At 65.0% G+C, this 19,566-nt stretch carries 17 protein-coding genes; 6 read left to right on the top strand and 11 right to left on the bottom strand.

Annotation, left to right across the window (positions count from 1 at the left end; genetic code table 11):
- Positions 1-2 precede the first annotated feature (2 nt).
- The 3 genes from DN388_RS05730 to DN388_RS05720 all read left to right on the top strand — a co-directional run bounded on the left by DN388_RS05730 (position 3) and on the right by DN388_RS05720 (position 2,213).
- Entirely contained in the window at positions 3-1,256 is a 1,254-nt protein-coding gene (locus DN388_RS05730) for an MFS transporter (protein WP_229589546.1), read from the top strand.
- Positions 1,257-1,408: 152 nt separating this feature from the next.
- The gene (locus DN388_RS05725) at positions 1,409-1,879 is read left to right on the top strand and encodes a nuclear transport factor 2 family protein (RefSeq protein ID WP_254997558.1); all 471 of its coding nucleotides are present in this window, start codon (positions 1,409-1,411) and stop codon (positions 1,877-1,879) included.
- 40 nt (positions 1,880-1,919) lie between these two features.
- On the top strand, positions 1,920-2,213 hold the full coding sequence (locus DN388_RS05720) for a GIY-YIG nuclease family protein (protein WP_229589547.1): 294 nt from the start codon (positions 1,920-1,922) through the stop codon (positions 2,211-2,213).
- Here the strand turns inward: DN388_RS05720 and yejK are convergent.
- Positions 2,194-3,201, bottom strand: a complete 1,008-nt coding sequence (gene yejK / locus DN388_RS05715) for a nucleoid-associated protein YejK (RefSeq protein WP_043862439.1) — start codon at positions 3,199-3,201, stop codon at positions 2,194-2,196. The two genes, DN388_RS05720 and yejK, sit on opposite strands and share 20 nt — an antisense overlap.
- A gap of 408 nt (positions 3,202-3,609) precedes the next feature.
- Between yejK and DN388_RS05710 the strand changes: the two genes are divergently transcribed.
- Positions 3,610-3,891 carry an HU family DNA-binding protein gene (locus DN388_RS05710; RefSeq protein ID WP_009398256.1) on the top strand — a complete coding sequence of 94 codons (282 nt, stop codon included), beginning with the start codon at positions 3,610-3,612 and terminating at the stop codon, positions 3,889-3,891.
- 72 nt (positions 3,892-3,963) lie between these two features.
- Here the strand turns inward: DN388_RS05710 and rlmF are convergent, their stop codons facing one another.
- The 5 genes from rlmF to DN388_RS05685 all read right to left on the bottom strand — a co-directional run bounded on the left by rlmF (position 3,964) and on the right by DN388_RS05685 (position 10,398).
- Positions 3,964-4,926, bottom strand: coding sequence for a 23S rRNA (adenine(1618)-N(6))-methyltransferase RlmF (rlmF, locus tag DN388_RS05705; protein WP_100633031.1), 963 nt, complete (start codon positions 4,924-4,926; stop codon positions 3,964-3,966).
- Positions 4,927-5,039: 113 nt separating this feature from the next.
- On the bottom strand, positions 5,040-7,886 hold the full coding sequence (locus tag DN388_RS05700; protein ID WP_254997543.1) for a valine--tRNA ligase: 2,847 nt from the start codon (positions 7,884-7,886) through the stop codon (positions 5,040-5,042).
- Between the two features lie 170 nt (positions 7,887-8,056).
- Positions 8,057-8,422, bottom strand: coding sequence for a hypothetical protein (locus DN388_RS05695; protein ID WP_043862436.1), 366 nt, complete (start codon positions 8,420-8,422; stop codon positions 8,057-8,059).
- A gap of 2 nt (positions 8,423-8,424) precedes the next feature.
- On the bottom strand, positions 8,425-8,853 hold the full coding sequence (locus DN388_RS05690; protein WP_043862523.1) for a DNA polymerase III subunit chi: 429 nt from the start codon (positions 8,851-8,853) through the stop codon (positions 8,425-8,427).
- Between the two features lie 51 nt (positions 8,854-8,904).
- Positions 8,905-10,398 carry a leucyl aminopeptidase gene (locus DN388_RS05685; protein ID WP_054916377.1) on the bottom strand — a complete coding sequence of 498 codons (1,494 nt, stop codon included), beginning with the start codon at positions 10,396-10,398 and terminating at the stop codon, positions 8,905-8,907.
- A 287-nt stretch (positions 10,399-10,685) separates the two neighbouring features.
- Between DN388_RS05685 and lptF the strand changes: the two genes are divergently transcribed.
- Positions 10,686-11,801 carry an LPS export ABC transporter permease LptF gene (gene lptF / locus DN388_RS05680; protein WP_043862434.1) on the top strand — a complete coding sequence of 372 codons (1,116 nt, stop codon included), beginning with the start codon at positions 10,686-10,688 and terminating at the stop codon, positions 11,799-11,801.
- A complete protein-coding gene (gene lptG, locus DN388_RS05675; RefSeq protein ID WP_254997537.1) occupies positions 11,794-12,855 on the top strand; it encodes an LPS export ABC transporter permease LptG in 1,062 nt (353 codons plus the stop codon). The genes lptF and lptG overlap by 8 nt, the downstream gene beginning before the upstream one ends.
- Before the next feature lie 83 nt (positions 12,856-12,938).
- On the opposite strand, the gene DN388_RS05670 is transcribed toward lptG, so the two are convergent.
- The 5 genes from DN388_RS05670 to gcvP all read right to left on the bottom strand — a co-directional run bounded on the left by DN388_RS05670 (position 12,939) and on the right by gcvP (position 19,564).
- Positions 12,939-13,427, bottom strand: a complete 489-nt coding sequence (locus DN388_RS05670) for an RDD family protein (protein WP_043862432.1) — start codon at positions 13,425-13,427, stop codon at positions 12,939-12,941.
- Positions 13,428-13,524: 97 nt separating this feature from the next.
- Positions 13,525-13,737 carry a cold-shock protein gene (locus DN388_RS05665; protein WP_003175786.1) on the bottom strand — a complete coding sequence of 71 codons (213 nt, stop codon included), beginning with the start codon at positions 13,735-13,737 and terminating at the stop codon, positions 13,525-13,527.
- A 340-nt stretch (positions 13,738-14,077) separates the two neighbouring features.
- On the bottom strand, positions 14,078-15,202 hold the full coding sequence (gene gcvT / locus DN388_RS05660) for a glycine cleavage system aminomethyltransferase GcvT (RefSeq protein WP_058541434.1): 1,125 nt from the start codon (positions 15,200-15,202) through the stop codon (positions 14,078-14,080).
- Positions 15,203-15,231: 29 nt separating this feature from the next.
- Positions 15,232-16,608, bottom strand: coding sequence for an L-serine ammonia-lyase (locus DN388_RS05655; protein WP_078479978.1), 1,377 nt, complete (start codon positions 16,606-16,608; stop codon positions 15,232-15,234).
- Between the two features lie 100 nt (positions 16,609-16,708).
- Positions 16,709-19,564: an aminomethyl-transferring glycine dehydrogenase gene (gene gcvP / locus DN388_RS05650; protein WP_254997449.1), complete on the bottom strand. Its 2,856-nt coding sequence runs from the start codon at positions 19,562-19,564 to the stop codon at positions 16,709-16,711.
- Positions 19,565-19,566 lie beyond the last annotated feature (2 nt).

Here is a 19,566-nt window from a genome sequence, read left to right as displayed (position 1 = left end):
CCATGCCCAAACCCAACCCGCCGCTCGAAGAACTCCTGATCGACGCCGAAGCCGACGACGCCCAACTGCAACCGCCCGCTGTGCTGCAGCGCCCGTGGCTGTTGCTGCTGGGGCTGGTACTGGTGGCACTGAACCTGCGCCCGGCGCTGTCGAGCATGGCGCCGTTGCTCGGGCAGGTGTCCGACAGCCTGGGGCTGAGTGCTTCGCAGGCCGGCCTGCTGACCACGCTGCCGGTACTGTGCCTGGGCCTGTTCGCGCCGCTGGCACCGATCCTGGCGCGTCGCTTCGGCAGCGAGCGGGTGGTGCTGGGCATTCTGCTCACGCTGGCGTGCGGCATCTTGCTGCGCAGCTCGCTGGGCAGTGTGGGGCTGTTTGCCGGCAGCATCCTGGCCGGGGCCAGCATCGGCGTGATTGGCGTGCTGCTGCCGGGCATCGTCAAGCGCGACTTCCCCAAGCATGCCGGCGCCCTGACCGGCGTGTACACCATGGCCCTGTGCCTGGGCGCGGCCCTGGCGGCCGGCGCCACCGTGCCGTTGAGCCAGCACTTCGACGACAGCTGGGCGCTGGGCCTGGGTGTCTGGCTGATTCCGGCGGTGGTGGCGGCGCTGTTCTGGCTGCCCCAGGCGCGCCACGGGCATGGCAAGCATGCGGTGGCTTATCGGGTGAGGGGGCTGCTGCGCGATCCGCTGGCCTGGCAGGTGACCCTGTACATGGGCCTGCAGTCGTCGCTGGCGTACATCGTGTTCGGCTGGCTGCCCTCGATTCTGATCGGCCGTGGCCTGAGCCCGACCGAGGCCGGGCTGGTGCTGTCCGGTTCGGTGATCGTGCAACTGGCCAGTGCCCTGACCGCGCCGTGGCTGGCCACCCGTGGCAAGGACCAGCGCCTGGCCATCGTGCTGGTGATGCTGCTGACCCTGGCCGGCCTGTTCGGCTGCCTGTATGCCCCGTTAGGCGGGCTGTGGGGCTGGGCGGTGGTACTGGGTATCGGGCAGGGCGGCACCTTTGCCCTGGCGCTGACCCTGATCGTGTTGCGGTCGAAGGACTCGCATGTGGCGGCCAACCTGTCGAGCATGGCCCAGGGCATCGGCTATACCCTGGCCTCGATGGGGCCGTTCGCGGTGGGCCTGGTGCATGACGTGACCGGTGGCTGGGACGCAGTGGGCTGGATCTTCGCGGTGCTGGGCGTGGGTGCGATCGGTTTCGGGCTCAAGGCCGGGCGGTCGTTGCAGGTGGGTGTGGTCAGCGAACGGGTCTGACTTGGCGTGGCTGCCATCGCGGGTCTGCACTGCACCTGTGGGAGCGGGCTTGACCTGCGATGGGGCACATCATTCGCACCGTAGATACCCGTAGCTTTCAGCCATCACTCGGCCTATCGTTCACGTCCGTTCCCCTGTAATGGACCGCGCCCATGAGCGACGCCAACATCGCGCTGATCACACGTTTCTACCAGGCTTTCCAGCGCCTCGACGCCGAGGCCATGGTCGCCTGCTACAGCCCCGAGGTGGTGTTCAGCGACCCGGCCTTCGGTACCTTGCGAGGCAAGGACGCCGCCGACATGTGGCGCATGCTCGCCAGTCGCGCCAAGGATTTCTCCCTGACCTTCGACAGCGTGCGCGCCGACGAGCGCAGCGCCACTGCGCACTGGGTGGCCACCTACCTGTTCAGCCAGACCGGTCGGGTGGTGGTCAACGACATTCAGGCACGTTTCGTGTTCCGCGACGGGTTGATCGTCGAGCATCACGATCATTTCGACCTGTGGCGCTGGGCCCGCCAGGCGCTGGGTACCAAGGGCCTGCTGCTGGGCTGGACACCGCTGGTACAGGGCAAGATTCGCCAACAGGCGGCAAAAGGCCTGCGCGCATTTCAGGCCGGGCGTTGACGGGGTAAGCTGTCGCCTTCACCCCTGTACGCAGATGCCCGTGACCGAAACCCCCACCTCTCGCAAACCCTGGTATGTCTATCTGGTACGCACCGCCAACGGTTCGTTGTACTGCGGCATCAGTGACAACCCCGAGCGCCGTTTCAATGCGCATCAGAGCGGCCGCGGTGCGCGTTACTTCAGCACCAGCCCGGCAGTGGCGCTGGTGTATGTGGAAGCCTGGCCGGACAAGGCCGAGGCGCTGCGCCAGGAACGCCTGGTGAAGAAGCTGCGCAAGTCGGCCAAGGAGGCACTGGTGGCCTCCTGGACGGGGCTCAGTCCTTGCGACGCTTGAGCTGATCGGTGAGCTGGGTGGGCAGGCCCTTGATGATCAGGGTGCCGGCCTCTTCGTCGTACTCGATCTTCGAGCCCAGCAGGTGTGCCTCGAAGCTGATCGACAGGCCCTCGGCGCGGCCGGTGAAGCGGCGGAACTGGTTCAGGGTGCGCTTGTCGGCCGGGATCTCCGGCGACAGGCCGTAGTCCTTGTTGCGGATATGGTCATAGAAGGCCCGTGGGCGGTCCTCGTCGATCAGTTCCGACAGCTCGCTCAGGGTCACTGGCTCGCCTGCCTTGGTCTGGCTGGTGGCGTACTCGACCAGGGTCTGGGTCTTTTCGCGGGCGGCTTCCTCGGGCAGGTCCTCGCTCTCGACGAAGTCGCTGAAGGCCTTGAGCAGGGTGCGGGTCTCTCCCGGGCCGTCGACGCCTTCCTGGCAGCCGATGAAGTCGCGGAAGTACTCCGAGACCTTCTTGCCGTTTTTGCCCTTGATGAACGAGATGTACTGCTTGGACTGCTTGTTGTTCTGCCACTCGGAGATGTTGATGCGAGCAGCCAGGTGCAGCTGGCCCAGGTCCAGGTGGCGCGAGGGGGTCACGTCCAGGTCGGCGTTCACCGCCACACCTTCGCTGTGGTGCAGCAGGGCGATGGCCAGGTAGTCGGTCATGCCTTGCTGGTAGTGGGCGAACAGTACGTGGCCACCGGTGGACAGGTTCGACTCTTCCATCAGCTTCTGCAGGTGCTCGACGGCCACGCGGCTGAAGGCGGTGAAGGTCTTGCCTTCATCCAGGTATTCCTTCAGCCAGCCGCTGAACGGATGGGCGCCGGACTCGGCGTGGAACAGGCCCCAGGCTTTGCCCTGTTTGGCGTTGTAGCTGTCGTTGAGGTCGGCCAGCAGGTTCTCGATGGCGGTCGACTCGGCCAGTTCCGAGTCGCGTGCGTGCAGCACGGCAGGGCTGCCATCGGGTTTCTTGTCGATCAGGTGGACGATGCAATGACGGATCGGCATGGGATTCTCGGCTGAAAATAGGGCGCGACATACGGCGCTGCAAAGCGGCCAAGTGTAACCCAGCCGGGGGCTTGAGCAGGGTATGGATGTGTGTCGACGCAAGGGTTGTTCATTTTTTGTGCGATTTTTTGCGAAATTTGCTGCAAACCCCCGAAAAACCAGAACATTTGGCCTGTGGGAGGCGGATATTTATCGCTTCGTGTGGTAGTTTTGCCCGGTCTTGCGCACCGCGTGTGGCGCATTGCTGGCAGACCGCTGATGTCACGTCGAACCAAACGCATTTTTGTGTATCTACATACGCGATTGGCAATGGATATACCCCGGACCGCCGAAGACTCGCGGGTCTGGGCCGATGGCTGACGCTGCACTCTGCAAACCAACTGAATTTGATAGGGAAGGAACACCACCATGGCATTGACCAAAGACCAACTGATCGCCGATATCGCCGAAGCTATCGACGCGCCGAAAACCACCGCGCGTAACGCTCTGGAGCAACTGGGCCAGATCGTTGCTGATCAACTGGAAAATGGCAGCGAAATCACCCTGCCGGGTATCGGCAAGCTGAAGATCACCGAGCGTCCTGCCCGTACCGGTCGTAACCCTTCGACTGGCGCCGCCATCGAAATCGCTGCCAAGAAAGTCGTCAAGTTCGTTCCAGCCAAAGTGCTGACCGACGCTGTAAACAAGTAATTGTAAACAGCTTCTGAAAACCGCGTCCGGTGCGAGCCAGGCGCGGTTTTTTTGTGGGTGCTGCGCATGCCCCTAGGGGGCGGGTTTCGTCCAGCGCAGCTGGCGCCACGCTGCGCGCGCCTGAGGTGTCTGGAAGGTCCAGGCCACCAGGCGGCTCTGCTTCTGCCCCTGGCCCATCTCTAGCACGCGGTGCTCTACTGCGCCGGCCTTGTTCAGGGCCGCCTCGATACCCGGCAGGTTCGATGCCTTCGACACCAGGCTGCTGAACCACAGCACCTGCTGGCCCAGGGCCACGCTTTCATTCACCAGCTGGCTGACAAAGCGGATTTCACCGCCTTCGCACCACAGCTCGTTGTTCTGCCCGCCAAAGTTCAGTACCGGCAGCTTGCGCTTGGGGTCGGCCTTGCCCAGCGCCCGCCATTTGCGCTGGCTGCCACGGGTGGCTTCGTCACGCGAGGCGTGGAAGGGCGGGTTGCACAGGGTGACGTCGAAGCGTTCGTCGCTCTTGAGCAGGCCGGCGAGGATCTGCCGCGCATTGCCCTGCTGGCGCAGGCTGATGACCTTGCCCAGGCCGTTGGCCTGCACGATGGCCTTGGCGGCGCCCAGGGCCACCGGGTCGATGTCCGAGCCCAGGAAGCGCCAGCGGTAGTCGACGTGACCCAGCAGCGGATAGATGCAGTTGGCCCCGACCCCCACATCCAGTGCCTGGATCATCGCCCCCCGCGGAATCTCGCCACCGTTGTCGGTGGCCAGCAGGTCGGCCAGGCCATGCAGGTAGTCGGCGCGGCCGGGTATGGGCGGGCACAGGTAGTCGGCCGGGATGCCCCAGTGCTGGATGCCGTACTGGGCCTTGAGCAGGGCGCGGTTAAACACGCGCACTGCCTCGGGGTCGGCGAAATCGATGCTCGGCTTGCCGTGGGGGTTGGTGATCATGAAGCGGCCCAGCTCGGGGCTGCTCTTGATCAGTTGCGGGAAGTCGTAGCGACCCTGGTGGCGGTTGCGCGGGTGCAGGGTGGGTTTGTTGGGTGTGGTCATGTTTGTGTCCGGTGAAAAGCATCGCGGGTCAAGCCCGCTCCCACAGGGGCTGCATGCACAGTTCCTTGTGGGAGCGGGCTTGACCCGCGATGGCGTCGCTGTGATCAGCGCTATTACAAGGCGGCAATCCGCGCATGCTGCTCGGTGAAGTTGGCCAGGGCCTGTTCGGCCTCGGCCAGCTTGGCGCGCTCCTTGTCGATCACCGCAGGCGGCGCCTTGTCGACGAACGCCGGGTTGGACAGCTTGCCGCCCACCCGCTGCACTTCGCCTTGCAGGCGCTGGATTTCCTTGTTCAGACGCGCCAGCTCGGCATCCTTGTCGATCAGCCCGGCCATCGGCACCAGCACCTGCAGGTCACCGACCAGGGCGGTGGCGCTCAGCGGCGCCTCGTCCTGCTCGCCCAGCACGGTGAAGGATTCGATCTTGGCCAGCTTCTTGAGCAGCGCCTCGTTTTCCTGCAGGCGACGCACGTCTTCGGCACTGGCGTTCTTGAGGAACAGCTGCAATGGCTTGCCCGGGCCGATGTTCATTTCGCCACGGATGTTGCGCACGCCCAGCATCAGTTCCTTGAGCCACTCGATATCGCCTTCGGCGGCTTCATCGATGCGGCTTTCGTTGGCCACTGGCCACGGCTGCAGCATGATGGTCTTGCCTTCGATACCGGCCAGCGGCGCCAGGCGCTGCCAGATTTCCTCGGTGATGAACGGCATGAACGGGTGCGCCAGGCGCAGCGCCACTTCCAGCACGCGGACCAGGGTGCGACGGGTGCCGCGCTGGCGTTCGACCGGTGCGTTCTCGTCCCACAGTACCGGCTTGGACAGCTCCAGGTACCAGTCGCAGTACTGGTTCCAGATGAACTCGTACAGCGCCTGGGCGGCCAGGTCGAAGCGGAACTGGTCCAGCTGGCGGGTCACTTCGGCTTCGGTGCGCTGCAGCTGCGAGATGATCCAGCGGTCGGCCAGCGACAGCTCGTAGGCCTCGCCGTTCTGGCCGCAGTCCTCGCCCTTGTCCAGCACGTAGCGCGCGGCGTTCCAGATCTTGTTGCAGAAGTTGCGATAGCCTTCGACGCGGCCCATGTCGAACTTGATGTCGCGACCGGTGGACGCCAGCGAGCAGAAGGTGAAGCGCAGGGCGTCGGTGCCGTAGCTGGCGATGCCTTCGGGGAACTCGGCCTTGGTCTGCTTGGCGATCTTGTCGGCCAGCTTGGGCTGCATCAGACCGCTGGTGCGTTTCTCCAGCAGCGCGTCCAGGGTGATGCCGTCGACGATGTCCAGCGGGTCGAGCACGTTGCCCTTGGACTTGGACATCTTCTGGCCCTGGCCATCACGAACCAGACCATGCACGTACACGGTCTTGAACGGCACTTGCGGGGTACCGTCCTCGTTCTTCACCAGGTGCATGGTCAACATGATCATCCGGGCAACCCAGAAGAAGATGATGTCGAAACCGGTCACCAGCACGTCGGTGGAGTGGAAGGTCTTGAGGAATTCGGTCTGCTGCGGCCAGCCCAGGGTGGAGAAAGTCCACAGGCCCGAGCTGAACCAGGTGTCGAGCACGTCGTTGTCCTGGTTCAGGACCACGTCGTCGCCCAGCTGGTGCTTGGCGCGCACTTCTTCTTCGCTGCGCCCCACATAGACCTTGCCCGACACGTCGTACCAGGCCGGAATGCGGTGGCCCCACCACAGCTGGCGGCTGATGCACCAGTCCTGGATGTCGCGCATCCAGGAGAAGTACATGTTCTCGTACTGCTTGGGCACGAACTGGATGCGGCCATCTTCGACGGCGGCGATCGCAGGCTCGGCCAGCGGCTTGGTCGACACGTACCACTGGTCGGTCAGCCATGGCTCGATGATGGTGCCGGAGCGGTCGCCCTTGGGCACTTTCAAGGCGTGGTCGTCGACGCTGACCAGCAGGCCTGCGGCATCCAGGTCGGCAACAATCTGCTTGCGCGCCACGAAGCGGTCGAGGCCGGCGTAGGCGGCAGGCAGGCTGGCGTCCAGGCTTTCGTCCAGGCTGCCGTCGAGGTTGAACACCTGGGCTGCCGGCAGCACCGCGGCGTTCTTGTCGAAGATGTTGAGCAGCGGCAGGTTGTGGCGCTTGCCGACTTCGTAGTCGTTGAAGTCGTGGGCCGGGGTGATCTTCACGCAGCCGGTGCCGAATTCGGGGTCGCAGTAGTCATCGGCGATGATCGGGATCAGGCGACCGACCAGCGGCAGCTTGACGAACTTGCCGATCAGCGCCTGGTAGCGCTCGTCGTTCGGGTTGACGGCCACGGCGGCGTCGCCGAGCAGGGTTTCCGGACGGGTGGTGGCGACCACCAGGTGGTCCTTGCCGTCGGCCGTGGTGGCACCGTCGGCCAGCGGGTAGCGCAGGTTCCACAGATGGCCTTTCTCGTCGTGGCTTTCCACTTCGAGGTCGGAGATCGCCGTGTGCAGCTTGGTGTCCCAGTTGACCAGGCGCTTGCCGCGGTAGATCAGGCCGTCTTCATGCAGGCGCACGAAGGCTTCCTTGACCGCTTCGGACAGGCCGTCGTCCATGGTGAAGCGCTCGCGGCTCCAGTCTACCGACGAGCCCAGGCGGCGGATCTGGCGGCTGATGTTGCCACCGGACTGATCCTTCCATTCCCAGACTTTCTCGAGGAATTTGTCGCGGCCCAGGTCGTGACGGTTCTGGCCCTTGGCCTCCAGTTGACGCTCCACCAGCATCTGCGTGGCGATGCCGGCGTGGTCGGTGCCTGGTTGCCACAGGGTGTTGCGACCCTGCATGCGGCGAAAACGGATCAGGGCGTCCATGATCGCGTTGTTGAAGCCGTGACCCATGTGCAGGCTGCCGGTCACGTTCGGCGGCGGGATCATGATGGTGTACGAATCGCCCGCGCCTTGCGGGGCGAAATAATTCTCTGACTCCCAGGTGTTGTACCAGGAAGTTTCAATGGCGTGCGGCTGGTAGGTCTTATCCATGCGCGGCGGGACCCTATGGCATTTATTCAGGAAAGCCGAGAAGTATAGCGGGGATAAGGGCCGGGGCGTAGCGTGAGGTGCGGGAGTGGGGCAAAAAACTGTGGGGAATTCTTCGCGTAGGAGCCGGCCTTGCCGGCGAAGCGAGCCAAAGGCTCGCCCCCCGTTTTTGATTACGAGCGTGAGTTCAACAACCGCTCCAGGCGGGCATCCAGGCGCCGCTTGATCTCGTTCTCGATATGCGGGGTAAAGTCCTTGATCACATCCTGCATGATCAACTGCGCCGCCGCGCGCAGTTCGCTGTCCAGGTGCAGCAGGGTGTCCTGGCGGCGCGCCTGCGGGTCGGGCTCGGCAGCCGGCTCGGCAGCCACCGGGGCCCGCGCTGCCGGTTCGGCCGGCTCGAGCAGCAACGGTATCTGCTCCTCGACGGTCTCGGTCAGCAGTGGCGGTTCCAGGGCATCGTCACCCAGCAACTGGCGAATCGACTCCAGATCGTCCAGCAAATGCGCAGGTTTTGGCATGGGGGCAGGTTTGTCCATCATCAGAGTCGCTGTAAACGGTGGTCTTGCAGAGCATAGCCCTGTTCACGGTAGAAACGGAAACTCTCCCGCGCCGCCGCACGAATGGCCGGCTCCTCCACCACGATCTCGGCAATGCGGGCAAAGCGTGCGGCAAAACCGGGTACCTTCAGGTCGAGATTGACCAGCAGGTCCTGATGATCGCCCGGGTCGTCACCGACCCCCAGCGCCACCGCGCCGTGCGGGTCGTCCTCGAGCGCGCTGTGGGGCACGAAGGCCTCGCCCTTGAACGCCCACAGCCGCGCATCCAGCTCGTCGCGCTGGGCCGCATCGCTGCAGTTGAGGTACACGCGGTGCCCAAGGCGCCAGGCCTTTTCGCACAGCTTGCAGGCGAAATCCAGCCGCGCGGCAGGCGCGGGGCTGGGCAGGATATAGAAGTCGACTTTGCTCATGGTGGGGTGGCCCACCGGCTACGCCTTGCAGTGCGGCCGGTGGACGGCGCCTCAGGCGTTGGCGCGGTCGAGCAGGTATTGGGTCAGCAGCGGTACCGGGCGGCCAGTGGCGCCCTTGTCCTTGCCGCCGCTGGTCCAGGCCGTGCCGGCGATGTCCAGGTGGGCCCAGTGGTAGGCCTTGGCAAAGCGCGACAGGAAGCAGCCGGCGGTAATGCTGCCCGCCTTCGGGCCGCCGATGTTGGCGATGTCGGCGAACGGGCTGTCGAGCTGCTCCTGGTATTCGTCGAACAGCGGCAGTTGCCAGGCGCGGTCGTCGGCACGCTTGCCGGCGTCCAGCAGTTGGCCGATCAGTTCGTCGTCGTTGCCCATCAGGCCCGAGGTATGGCTGCCCAGGGCGACGATGCAGGCGCCGGTCAAGGTGGCGATGTCGATCACCGCCTGCGGCTTGAAGCGCTCCACGTAGGTCAGTGCGTCGCACAGCACCAGGCGGCCTTCGGCGTCGGTGTTGAGGATTTCGACGGTCTGCCCGCTCATGGTGGTGACGATGTCGCCCGGACGGCTGGCGCCACCGCTGGGCATGTTCTCGGCACAGGCCAGTACACACACCAGGTTGATCGGCAGCTTGAGTTCGAGCACGGCACGCAGGGTGCCGAACACGCTGGCTGCACCGCCCATGTCGTACTTCATTTCATCCATGCCGGCACCGGGCTTGAGGCTGATGCCGCCGGTGTCGAAGGTAATGCCCTTGCCCACCAGTACGTAAGGCTTCTCGCTCTTCTTGGCGGCGCCCTGGTAGCTGAGCACGATCAGGCGTGGCGGCTGATCGCTGCCCTGGCCCACGGCGTAGAACGCGCCCATGCCCAGGTCCTTGATCTTCTTCTCGTCCAGCACCTCGACCTTGAGGCCCTTGAACTCCTTGCCCAGCGCCTTGGCCTGTTCGGCCAGATAGCTTGGGTGGCAGATGTTCGGCGGCAGGTTGCCCAGGTCGCGGGTGAAGCCCATGCCGTTGGCGATCGCGGTGGCGTGCTTGACGGCGCGCTCCACCTCGGCCAGGCCGGCCTTGTCGCTGAGCAGGGTGATCTTCTTCAGGGCGATCGGCTCGGCCTTCTTGCTCTTGTAATGATCGAATACATATTGACCATCGAGCAGGCTTTCGGCCAGCAGGCGTACCTTGCCGTAGTTGGCATCGCGGCCGGTCACGGCAACGTCGTCCAGTGCCAGCACCGCATCGCTGCCAGCCAGGCCCTTGAGCACGTTGAGCACGCTGCCTGCCAGCTTGCGCCAGGCGCGGTCGGCAAGGGCGTCCTTGCCGGTCCCCACCAGCAGCACGCGCTCGGCCTTGACCCCGGCCAGGCCTTGCAGCAGCAGGGTCTGGCCGACCTTGCCGGCCAGGTCGCCGCGCTTGAGCACTGCGCTCAGGGCGCCGTTGCTGGCGTCGTCCACGGCCTTGGCGGTAGCGCCCAGTGTGCGGCCTTCACCCACGCTCAGTACCAGGGTGGCGGTTTTCAAGGATGCTGCGGCTACGCTTTTTACAACCAATTCCATGTCAGGGTCCCCGAATGAACTGTCAGTGCGCGCTGGCGGTGCAGGCGCTCGAAGCGGCCTGGCGCGCCGTGGCGGGCCAGTCAGAAAGCGCCCAGTTTGAGCCTGCGGCGGGCGCGCTGACAACCCCGAGATGAAGCTTTGCACGGCGCCAAGTGACAGGCACGGCCATTCACAGGATAATGCGCGCACTTTTGTCCGGGTTCGCCTTTGGCGGGCGGGCGACTATCTTGGTTGCAACGTTTTCCCTTGTTCGGCTGTCCGAGCCTGACAACCCAGGAGTGTCTGGTTTGATCGTCTTCCGTTATCTGTCCCGCGAGGTCCTGGTGACCTTGAGTGCCGTCAGCGCTGTGCTGCTGGTCATCATCATGAGCGGGCGCTTCATCAAATACCTGGCCCAGGCGGCCCAGGGCATGCTCGATCCGGGCGTACTGTTCCTGATCATGGGCTACCGCCTGCCGGGCTTTCTGCAACTGATCCTGCCGCTGGGCCTGTTTCTGGGCATCCTGCTGGCCTACGGCCGGCTGTACCTGGAAAGCGAGATGACCGTGCTCTCGGCAACCGGCATGAGCCAGCAGCGCCTGCTGGGCATGACCCTGATGCCGGCGGCACTGATCGCGGTGCTGGTAGCCTGGCTGAGCCTGAGCCTGGCGCCCCAGGGCGTGACCCAGGTATCGCAGATCATCAACCAGCAGGATGCGCTGACCGAGTTCGACACCCTGGTGCCGGGCCGCTTCCAGAACCTGCGCGACGGTTCGCGGGTCACCTACACCGAGCAGCTGTCGGATGACCGTTCAAAGCTGGCCGGCGTGTTCATTTCCGAGAAGCGACTGTCCCAGGACAAGAGCAAGGACCGTGGTATCTCCGTGCTGGTGGCCGAAAAGGGCCGTCAGGAAGTGCAGGCCGACGGCAACCGCTACCTGATCCTTGAAAACGGCTACCGCTACGACGGCAACCCGGGCCAGGCCGATTACCGCGCCATCAAGTACGACACCTACGGTGTGCTGCTGCCCAAGCCGGAGGTCAGCCAGGAAGTCACCGAGCGCGAGGCCATTCCGACGTCCGAACTGATCGGCAGTACCGGGCTGCGCGAGCGTGCCGAACTGCAGTGGCGCCTGTCGCTGCCGCTGCTGGTGTTCATCGTGACCCTGATGGCGGTGCCGCTGTCGCGGGTCAACCCGCGCCAGGGCCGTTTCCTCAAGCTGCTGCCGGCGATCCTTCTGTATATGGCTTACCTGACGATTCTGATTGCCGCCCGCGGCGCCCTGGAGAAAGGCAAGTTGCCGATCGGCCTGGGCCTGTGGCCGGTGCATGGGCTGTTCCTGCTGATCGGCCTGGGCCTGATGTTCTGGGAACCGCTGCGCCTCAAGCGCGCCAGCCGTCGTGCGGAGGTGGCCCGTGGCTAAACTCGATCGCTACATCGGCCAGAGCGTGTTCATGGCCATCCTCGCCGTGCTGGGGATCATCCTCGGCCTGGCGTCGCTGTTCGCCTTCATCGACGAGATGGGCGACATCAGCGATACCTACACCTTGTGGGACGCGGGCAACTACGTGCTGCTGACCGCGCCACGGCGCCTGTACGACATGCTGCCGATGGCCGCGCTGATCGGCTGCCTGATCGGCCTGGGCAGCCTGGCCAGCAGCAGCGAACTGACCATCATGCGCGCTGCCGGCGTGTCCATCGGGCGCATCGTGTGGGCGGTCATGAAGCCGATGCTGGTACTGATGCTGATCGGCGTGCTGATGGGCGAGTACCTGGCACCCGTGACCGAGAACAAGGCCCAGGCCGACCGTTCGCTGGCGCAGGGTGGCGGTGAGGCGCAAAGCTCCAAGCGCGGCCTGTGGCACCGTCAGGGCGAAGAGTTCGTGCACATCAACACCGTGCAGCCCAATGGGCTGTTGCTGGGCGTGACGCGTTATCGCTTCGACAACGAGCGTCACATGCAGACCTCCAGCTTTGCGCGCAGGGCGCAATACACCCAGGGCCACTGGGAACTGACCGACGTGACCACCACGCACTTCCGTGGGGACCACACCGAAGTCATCCACAATGCCGAGGAGCGCTGGGACGTCGCGCTGACCCCCGAGCTGCTCAGCACCGTGGTACTGGCGCCCGAGTCGCTGTCGATCAGCGGGCTGTGGGACTACATTCACTACCTCTCCGACCAGGGCCTGAACAACGCGCGCTACTGGCTGGCGTTCTGGACCAAGGTGCTGCAACCGGTGGTTACGGCGGCGCTGGTCCTGATGGCGGTGTCGTTCATCTTCGGCCCGCTGCGTTCGGTGACGCTGGGCCAGCGGGTGTTCACCGGGGTGCTGGTGGGCTTCGTGTTCCGCATCGCCCAGGACCTGCTGGGCCCTTCGAGCCAGGTGTTCGGCTTCCCGCCGCTGCTGGCGGTGGTGATCCCGGGGGCAATCTGTGCGCTGGCGGGGGTGTGGTTGCTACGCAGGGCGGGGTAGCGATTACCCTGGCCAACAAAAAGCCGACCTCAGGGTCGGCTTTTTCATTGGTTGCCTGTGCCGGCGAACGGTGCGCTGCGGTTCTACTTCTTGCGCTTGGGAATCCGCACCAGCTGGGTTTCCGAGTACATGTCATGCCAGGCGCGTTTTTTCTTGTCCACCAGCGACCACAGAAACCCCAGGCCCAGGCACAGCCACGACGCAATCGACACCACAAAGCGCAGCAGTGCCTGCCACAGGCTGATGGCACTGCCGTCGGCATTCTGCACGCGGATGCCCCATACCTGCATGCCAAGGGTCTGGCCGCCGTGGGTCCAGAACTTGGCGAAGAAGCCGAACAGCATGAACAGCAGAACGGTCGACAGCAACGGATCGCCATCCAGCGCCCCCGCCTCGGTCAGGGCGCGCATGCGCGTCTCGCCGATGATCGCCATCTGCACCATCTTGTACACCAGCGTGGTCACCATCAGCAGGGCGGTGCACAACAGGAAGTCATAGAACATCGCGGCCAGGCGACGGCCCAGGCCGACCACGGGGAACTCGCCCTGTGGTTGAAGAAGTTGCTTGGGCATGCGCTCAGGCTCCGGGTGACAAAGCGCCCATTCTACGGAATTGCGCGCACAAAAAAGCCCCTGCTGTTGCCAGCAGGGGCTCTTTCGTTGATGAAGATCAGGCTTCGGCTTGAACTTCGTCGGCTTGCATGCCTTTTTGGCCCTGCACAGCAACGAAGGTCACTTTCTGGCCTTCTTTCAGGCTCTTGAAGCCGTTGCCCTGAATAGCGCGGAAGTGTACGAACAGATCCGGACCGCTTTCTGGAGTGATGAAACCAAAACCTTTCTCGTCGTTAAACCACTTGACGGTACCGCTCTGACGTTGGGACATTGTCTTATTTCCTTTGAAACTTAGAATTAGTAACAGTTTCTTTCATTGAAAGAGTACTGGGCTGGGTTGCAGGAAAGTAAGAGACGTCGAACGGGTTGTAGCAAAACTCGGCGCTACTGCCCAGGTCACGAACCATAGCGACCCATGCAAACACAGTGCAGTGAATCTACACTCATTTCGATTGCAAAAACAAGTCCCGCAGAGCGCCGCACCACGGGGCCTGGCGGGAAATTTCCGGGGCTGTTTGCGGGCCGCTGTCGGGCGTGTTCGAAAGTTGTAAAACGCGTTCGAAAACGAATATCCCGAACGCGCCATGACACCTTGTTTCAATTGCGCTGTTTCAGCCGCGATAGTAGCGCTGGGCAACGAACGGCATCTTGCTGACTTTCATCGCCACCCGTTTGCCGCGCACGATGGCCCACAGCGGTGTATCGAGCGCTGCATGGGCCTGGTCCACATATCCCATCGCCACTGGCGCGCCCAGCGTGGGCCCGAAGCCTCCGCTGCAGATGCTGCCGACCACCGTGCCGGCCTCATCCACGATCTCGGCCCCTTCGCGCACCGGGGTACGCTCCTGCGGCAGCAGGCCGACGCGCTTGCGCGCCACGCCGCTGTGCTGCTGGGCGAAGATCGCAGCAGCGCCGGGGAAGCCTCCCGCCCGCGAGCCATCGGCGCGGCGTACCTTGGAGATGGCCCACAGCAGGCTTGCCTCGATCGGCGTGGTGTCGGCATTCATGTCATGCCCGTACAGGCATAGGCCGGCTTCCAGGCGCAGCGAGTCGCGCGCGCCCAGGCCGATGGCGGCCACTTCCGGCTCGGCCAGCAGGTGACGGGCCAGGGCCTCGGCGCTGGCGCTGGGCACACTGATCTCGAAGCCGTCTTCGCCGGTGTAGCCCGATCGGCTCACGTAGCAGTCCACGCCCAGCAACACCACGGGCTTGAACTGCATGAAGGTCATGTCCGCCACCTCGGGGGCCAGGCGCTGCAGCACCTTGACCGCCGCCGGGCCCTGCAGGGCCAGCAGGGCGCGCTCTTCGAACAGCGGCTGCACCTGGCACAGCGTGCCGATGTGCTGGCGCAGGTGGGCCAGGTCCTGGTCCTTGCAGGCGGCGTTGACCACCAGGAACAGTTCGTCGTTGCCCAGGTTGGCCACCATCAGGTCATCGAGGATGCCGCCCTGTTCGTTGGTGAACATCGCGTAGCGCTGCATGCCCACCGGCAAATCGATGATGTCGACCGGCACCAGGGTTTCCAGGGCCTTGGCGGCATCGGCGCCCACCAGGCGGATCTGGCCCATGTGCGACACGTCGAACAGGCCGGCCTGTTCGCGGGTGTGCAGGTGCTCCTTGAGCACTCCCAGCGGGTACTGCACGGGCATGTCGTAGCCGGCGAACGGCACCATGCGCGCGCCCAGTTCCAGATGCAGGGCATGAAGCGGTGTTTGCAGCAGTGTGTCGGTGGACATTGATGACTCCTTCTAGAGGCTTGAGGTTGTCAGCACTCGATGATGTTGACGGCCAGACCGCCGCGGGCGGTCTCCTTGTATTTGCTTTTCATGTCGGCGCCGGTCTGGCGCATGGTGCGGATCACCTTGTCGAGCGAGACGAAGTGCTGCCCGTCGCCGCGCAAGGCCATGCGCACCGCGTTGATCGCCTTGACCGAGCCCATGGCATTGCGTTCGATGCAGGGCACCTGGACCAGCCCGCCAATCGGGTCGCAGGTCAGGCCCAGGTTGTGTTCCATGCCGATTTCGGCGGCGTTCTCGACCTGTTGCACGCTGCCGCCCAGCACCTCGCACAGGGCCCCGGCTGCCATCGAACAGGCCACCCCGACCTCACCCTGGCAGCCCACTTCGGCCCCCGAGATCGAGGCGTTTTCCTTGTACAGGATGCCGATGGCAGCGGCGGTGAGCAGAAAGCGCACCACGCCGTCTTCGCTGGCCCCCCCGATGAAGCGCATGTAGTAGTGCAGCACCGCCGGCACGATGCCGGCAGCGCCATTGGTGGGTGCGGTGACCACTCGACCGCCGGAGGCATTCTCTTCGTTGACCGCCAGGGCATAGAGGTTGACCCAGTCGAGTACCGACAGCGCATCGCGCAGGCTCGCCTCGGGGTTGGCGCACAGCTGGCGGTGCAGGGCCGCAGCGCGGCGCTTGACCTTGAGCCCGCCGGGCAGAATGCCCTCGTTGCGACAGCCGGCGGCCACGCAGTCCTGCATCACTTGCCAGATGTGCAGCAGGCCGCTGCGGGTCTCGGCCTCGGGGCGCCAGGCCGATTCGTTGGCCAGCATCACCTGGCTGATGCTCAGGTGATGCGTGGTGCAGTGGCCAAGCAGTTCCCGGGCCGTCTTGAACGGGTAGGGCAGTGTGGTGCTGTCCTCGACGATACGATCGGCCCCGGCGGCGCCTTCGTCGACCACGAAACCGCCGCCCACCGAGTAGTACTCGCGGCTGCGTACCTGCAGGCCGGCGGCGTCGAAGGCACGAAAGATCATGCCGTTGGGGTGAAAGGCCAGCGGCTTGCGGATCATCGCCAGGTGCTGTTTTTCGTTGAACTCGATGGCGTGCTCGCCCAGCAGGTAGAGCTGCCCGCTGCTGCGGATCGCCTGCAGGCGCGCTGCGATGGTGTCGGTGTCGACGCTGTCGGGGTGTTCGCCCTCAAGCCCCAGCAGCACCGCCTTGTCGCTGCCGTGGCCCTTGCCGGTGGCGCCGAGCGAGCCGTACAGCTCGACCTTGACGCTGGCGGTACTGGCCAGCAGGTCGTCGCGGCGCAGGCCCTCGGCAAAACGCGCGGCTGCGCGCATCGGCCCGACGGTATGGGAGCTGGAGGGGCCGATGCCGATCTTGAACAGGTCGAAGACGCTGAGTGACATGGTCGTACCCTCGTGCAGGTTGAAAAGCTTCGCCGGCAAGGCCGGCCCCTACAGATGCGCGCGGGCTCTGCAGGAGCCGGCCTTGCCGGCGAAGAGGCCCTCAGGCGTCCTGATAGCTTTCGATCGACGGGCAGGCGCAGATCAGGTTGCGGTCGCCGAACACGTTGTCGACACGCCCCACGGGTGGCCAGTACTTGGCCTCCACCAGCGATGGCAGCGGGTACACCGCCTGCTGGCGGCTATAGCCGTGGGGCCATTCGCCGGCCAGTTCGGCCGCGGTGTGCGGGGCGTTCTTCAGCGGGTTGTCGTCCTTGTCCAGGCTGCCGTTCTCCACTGCGCGAATCTCTTCGCGAATACAGATCATGGCGTTGCAGAAGCGGTCCAGTTCCTCCTTGGCCTCGCTCTCGGTCGGCTCGATCATCAACGTGCCGGCCACCGGGAACGACATGGTCGGGGCATGGAAGCCGAAGTCGATCAGGCGCTTGGCCACGTCGTCGACGCTGATGCCGCTGCTGTCCTTGAGCGGGCGCAGGTCCAGGATGCACTCGTGCGCCACCAGGCCATTGCCGCCGGTGTACAACACAGGATAGTGCTCTTCCAGGCGGCGGGCGATGTAGTTGGCATTCAGGATCGCCATCTGCGACGCACGCTTGAGCCCGGCGCCGCCCATCATGCGGATGTACATCCAGGTGATCGGCAGGATGCTGGCACTGCCGAACGGCGCCGCGCATACCGCGCCCTGGGGGTTGTGCAGGTGCGCATGGCCCGGCAGGAACGGCGCCAGGTGCGCCTTGACGCCGATCGGGCCGACGCCCGGGCCGCCACCGCCGTGGGGGATGCAGAAGGTCTTGTGCAGGTTCAGGTGGGACACGTCGCCGCCGAACTTGCCCGGGGCGCACAGGCCGACCATCGCGTTCATGTTGGCGCCGTCGATGTACACCTGGCCGCCGTTGTCGTGGATGATCGCGCAGATCTCGCCGATGGCCTCCTCGAACACACCGTGGGTGGACGGGTAGGTGATCATCAGCGCAGCCAACTGGTCGCGGTGCTCGATGGCCTTGGCGCGCAGGTCGTCGATGTCGACATTGCCACGGGCATCGCACGCAGTGACCACCACGCGCATGCCGGCCATGTGTGCGGTGGCCGGGTTGGTGCCGTGGGCCGATGAGGGAATCAGGCAGATATCGCGGCGGGCATCGCCCCGGCTCTGGTGGTAGGCGCGGATCGCCAGCAGGCCGGCGTACTCGCCCTGCGAACCGGCGTTGGGCTGCAGCGACACGGCGTCATAGCCAGTGGCGGCGCACAGCATGGCCTCCAGCTCGTCGGTCAGTTGCTGGTAGCCCTGGCTCTGCTCGGCGGGGGCAAAGGGGTGCAGGTTGCCGAACTCGGCCCAGGTCACCGGGATCATTTCGCTGGCGGCATTGAGCTTCATGGTGCACGAGCCCAGCGGGATCATGGTGCGGTCCAGCGCCAGGTCCTTGTCGGCCAGCTTGCGCAGGTAGCGCATCAGTTCGGTTTCGCTGTGGTAGCGGTTGAACACCGGGTGTTCGAGGATGGCCGACTGGCGCAGCAGGGCGGCCGGCAGTCGTGCTGGCGTGGCAGCGGCCAGCGCGGCGAAGTCCGGTACGGCCTGGCCATTGGCGAACAGCTGCCACAGGGCCTCGACATCGGCCTGGGTGCTGGTTTCATCCAGCGACAGGCCCAGGTGGTCGGCATCGATCTGGCGCAGGTTGAGCTGGCGGGCGCGCGCCTGTTCATGCAGCGCGGCAGTCGCGCCGCCGGTGGCCAGGGTCAGGGTGTCGAAGAACGCGGCGTTCTGCACGTTCACGCCCAGTGCCTTGAGGCCGCAGGCCAGGATCGCGGTCAGCTGGTGGGTGCGCTGGGCGATCTGCTTGAGGCCCTGCGGGCCGTGGTACACGGCGTACATGCTGGCGATGTTGGCCAGCAGTACCTGGGCGGTGCAGATGTTGCTGGTGGCCTTCTCGCGGCGGATGTGCTGCTCGCGGGTCTGCATGGCCAGGCGCAGGGCGGTCTTGCCGAAGCGGTCGATGGACACGCCGACCAGGCGCCCGGGCATGTCGCGCTTGAACGCATCGCGGGTGGAGAAGTACGCCGCATGCGGGCCGCCGAAGCCCAGCGGCACGCCGAAGCGCTGGGCGCTGCCGATGGCCACGTCGGCGCCGAACTCACCCGGCGGGGTCAGCAGGGTCAGCGCCAGCAGGTCGGCGGCTACCGCCACCAGCGCGTTGGCGGCGTGCAGGCGCTCCACCAGTTCGCGGTAGTCGAACACCTCGCCGTTGCTGGCCGGGTACTGCAGCAGGGCGCCGAAGAAGGCGCTCACGTCGCCCAGCTCGCGCTCGTCGCCCACCACCACCTTGATGCCCAGCGGCTCGGCACGGGTGCGCAGCACGTCGAGGGTCTGCGGGTGGCAATGCACCGAGGCGAAGAAGGCGTGGCTGCCCTTGTTCTTGCTCAGGCGCTTGCAGAAGGTCATGGCTTCGGCGGCGGCCGTGGCTTCGTCGAGCAGGGAGGCGTTGGCGATCGGCAAGCCGGTGAGGTCGCTGATCAGGGTCTGGAAGTTCAGCAGCGCTTCCAGGCGGCCCTGGGAAATCTCGGGCTGATAGGGGGTGTAGGCGGTGTACCAGGCCGGGTTTTCCAGCAGGTTGCGCAGGATCGGTGCCGGGGTGTGGGTGTTGTAGTAGCCCTGGCCGATGAAGCTTTTGAACAGCTGGTTCTTGCCGGCGATGGCCTTGAGCGAAGCCAGGGCATCGGCTTCGCTCTGCCCGTCACCGAGCTCGAGCACGCTGGTGCCCTTGATGCTGTCGGGGATCACGGCGGCGCTCATGGCCTCCAGCGAGTCGAAGCCCAGGGTGGCGAGCATGGCCTGCTCGTCGGTGTCGCGCGGGCCGATATGACGGGCGATGAACTGATTGGCGGTGCCGAGGTTGATGGTCATGG

Origin of the sequence: Pseudomonas sp. S12(2018) (assembly GCF_024355235.1) — a bacterium.
In the GTDB taxonomy this organism is placed as follows: domain Bacteria; phylum Pseudomonadota; class Gammaproteobacteria; order Pseudomonadales; family Pseudomonadaceae; genus Aquipseudomonas; species Aquipseudomonas palmensis.
This window is presented reverse-complemented; position numbering and strand designations above follow the sequence as displayed.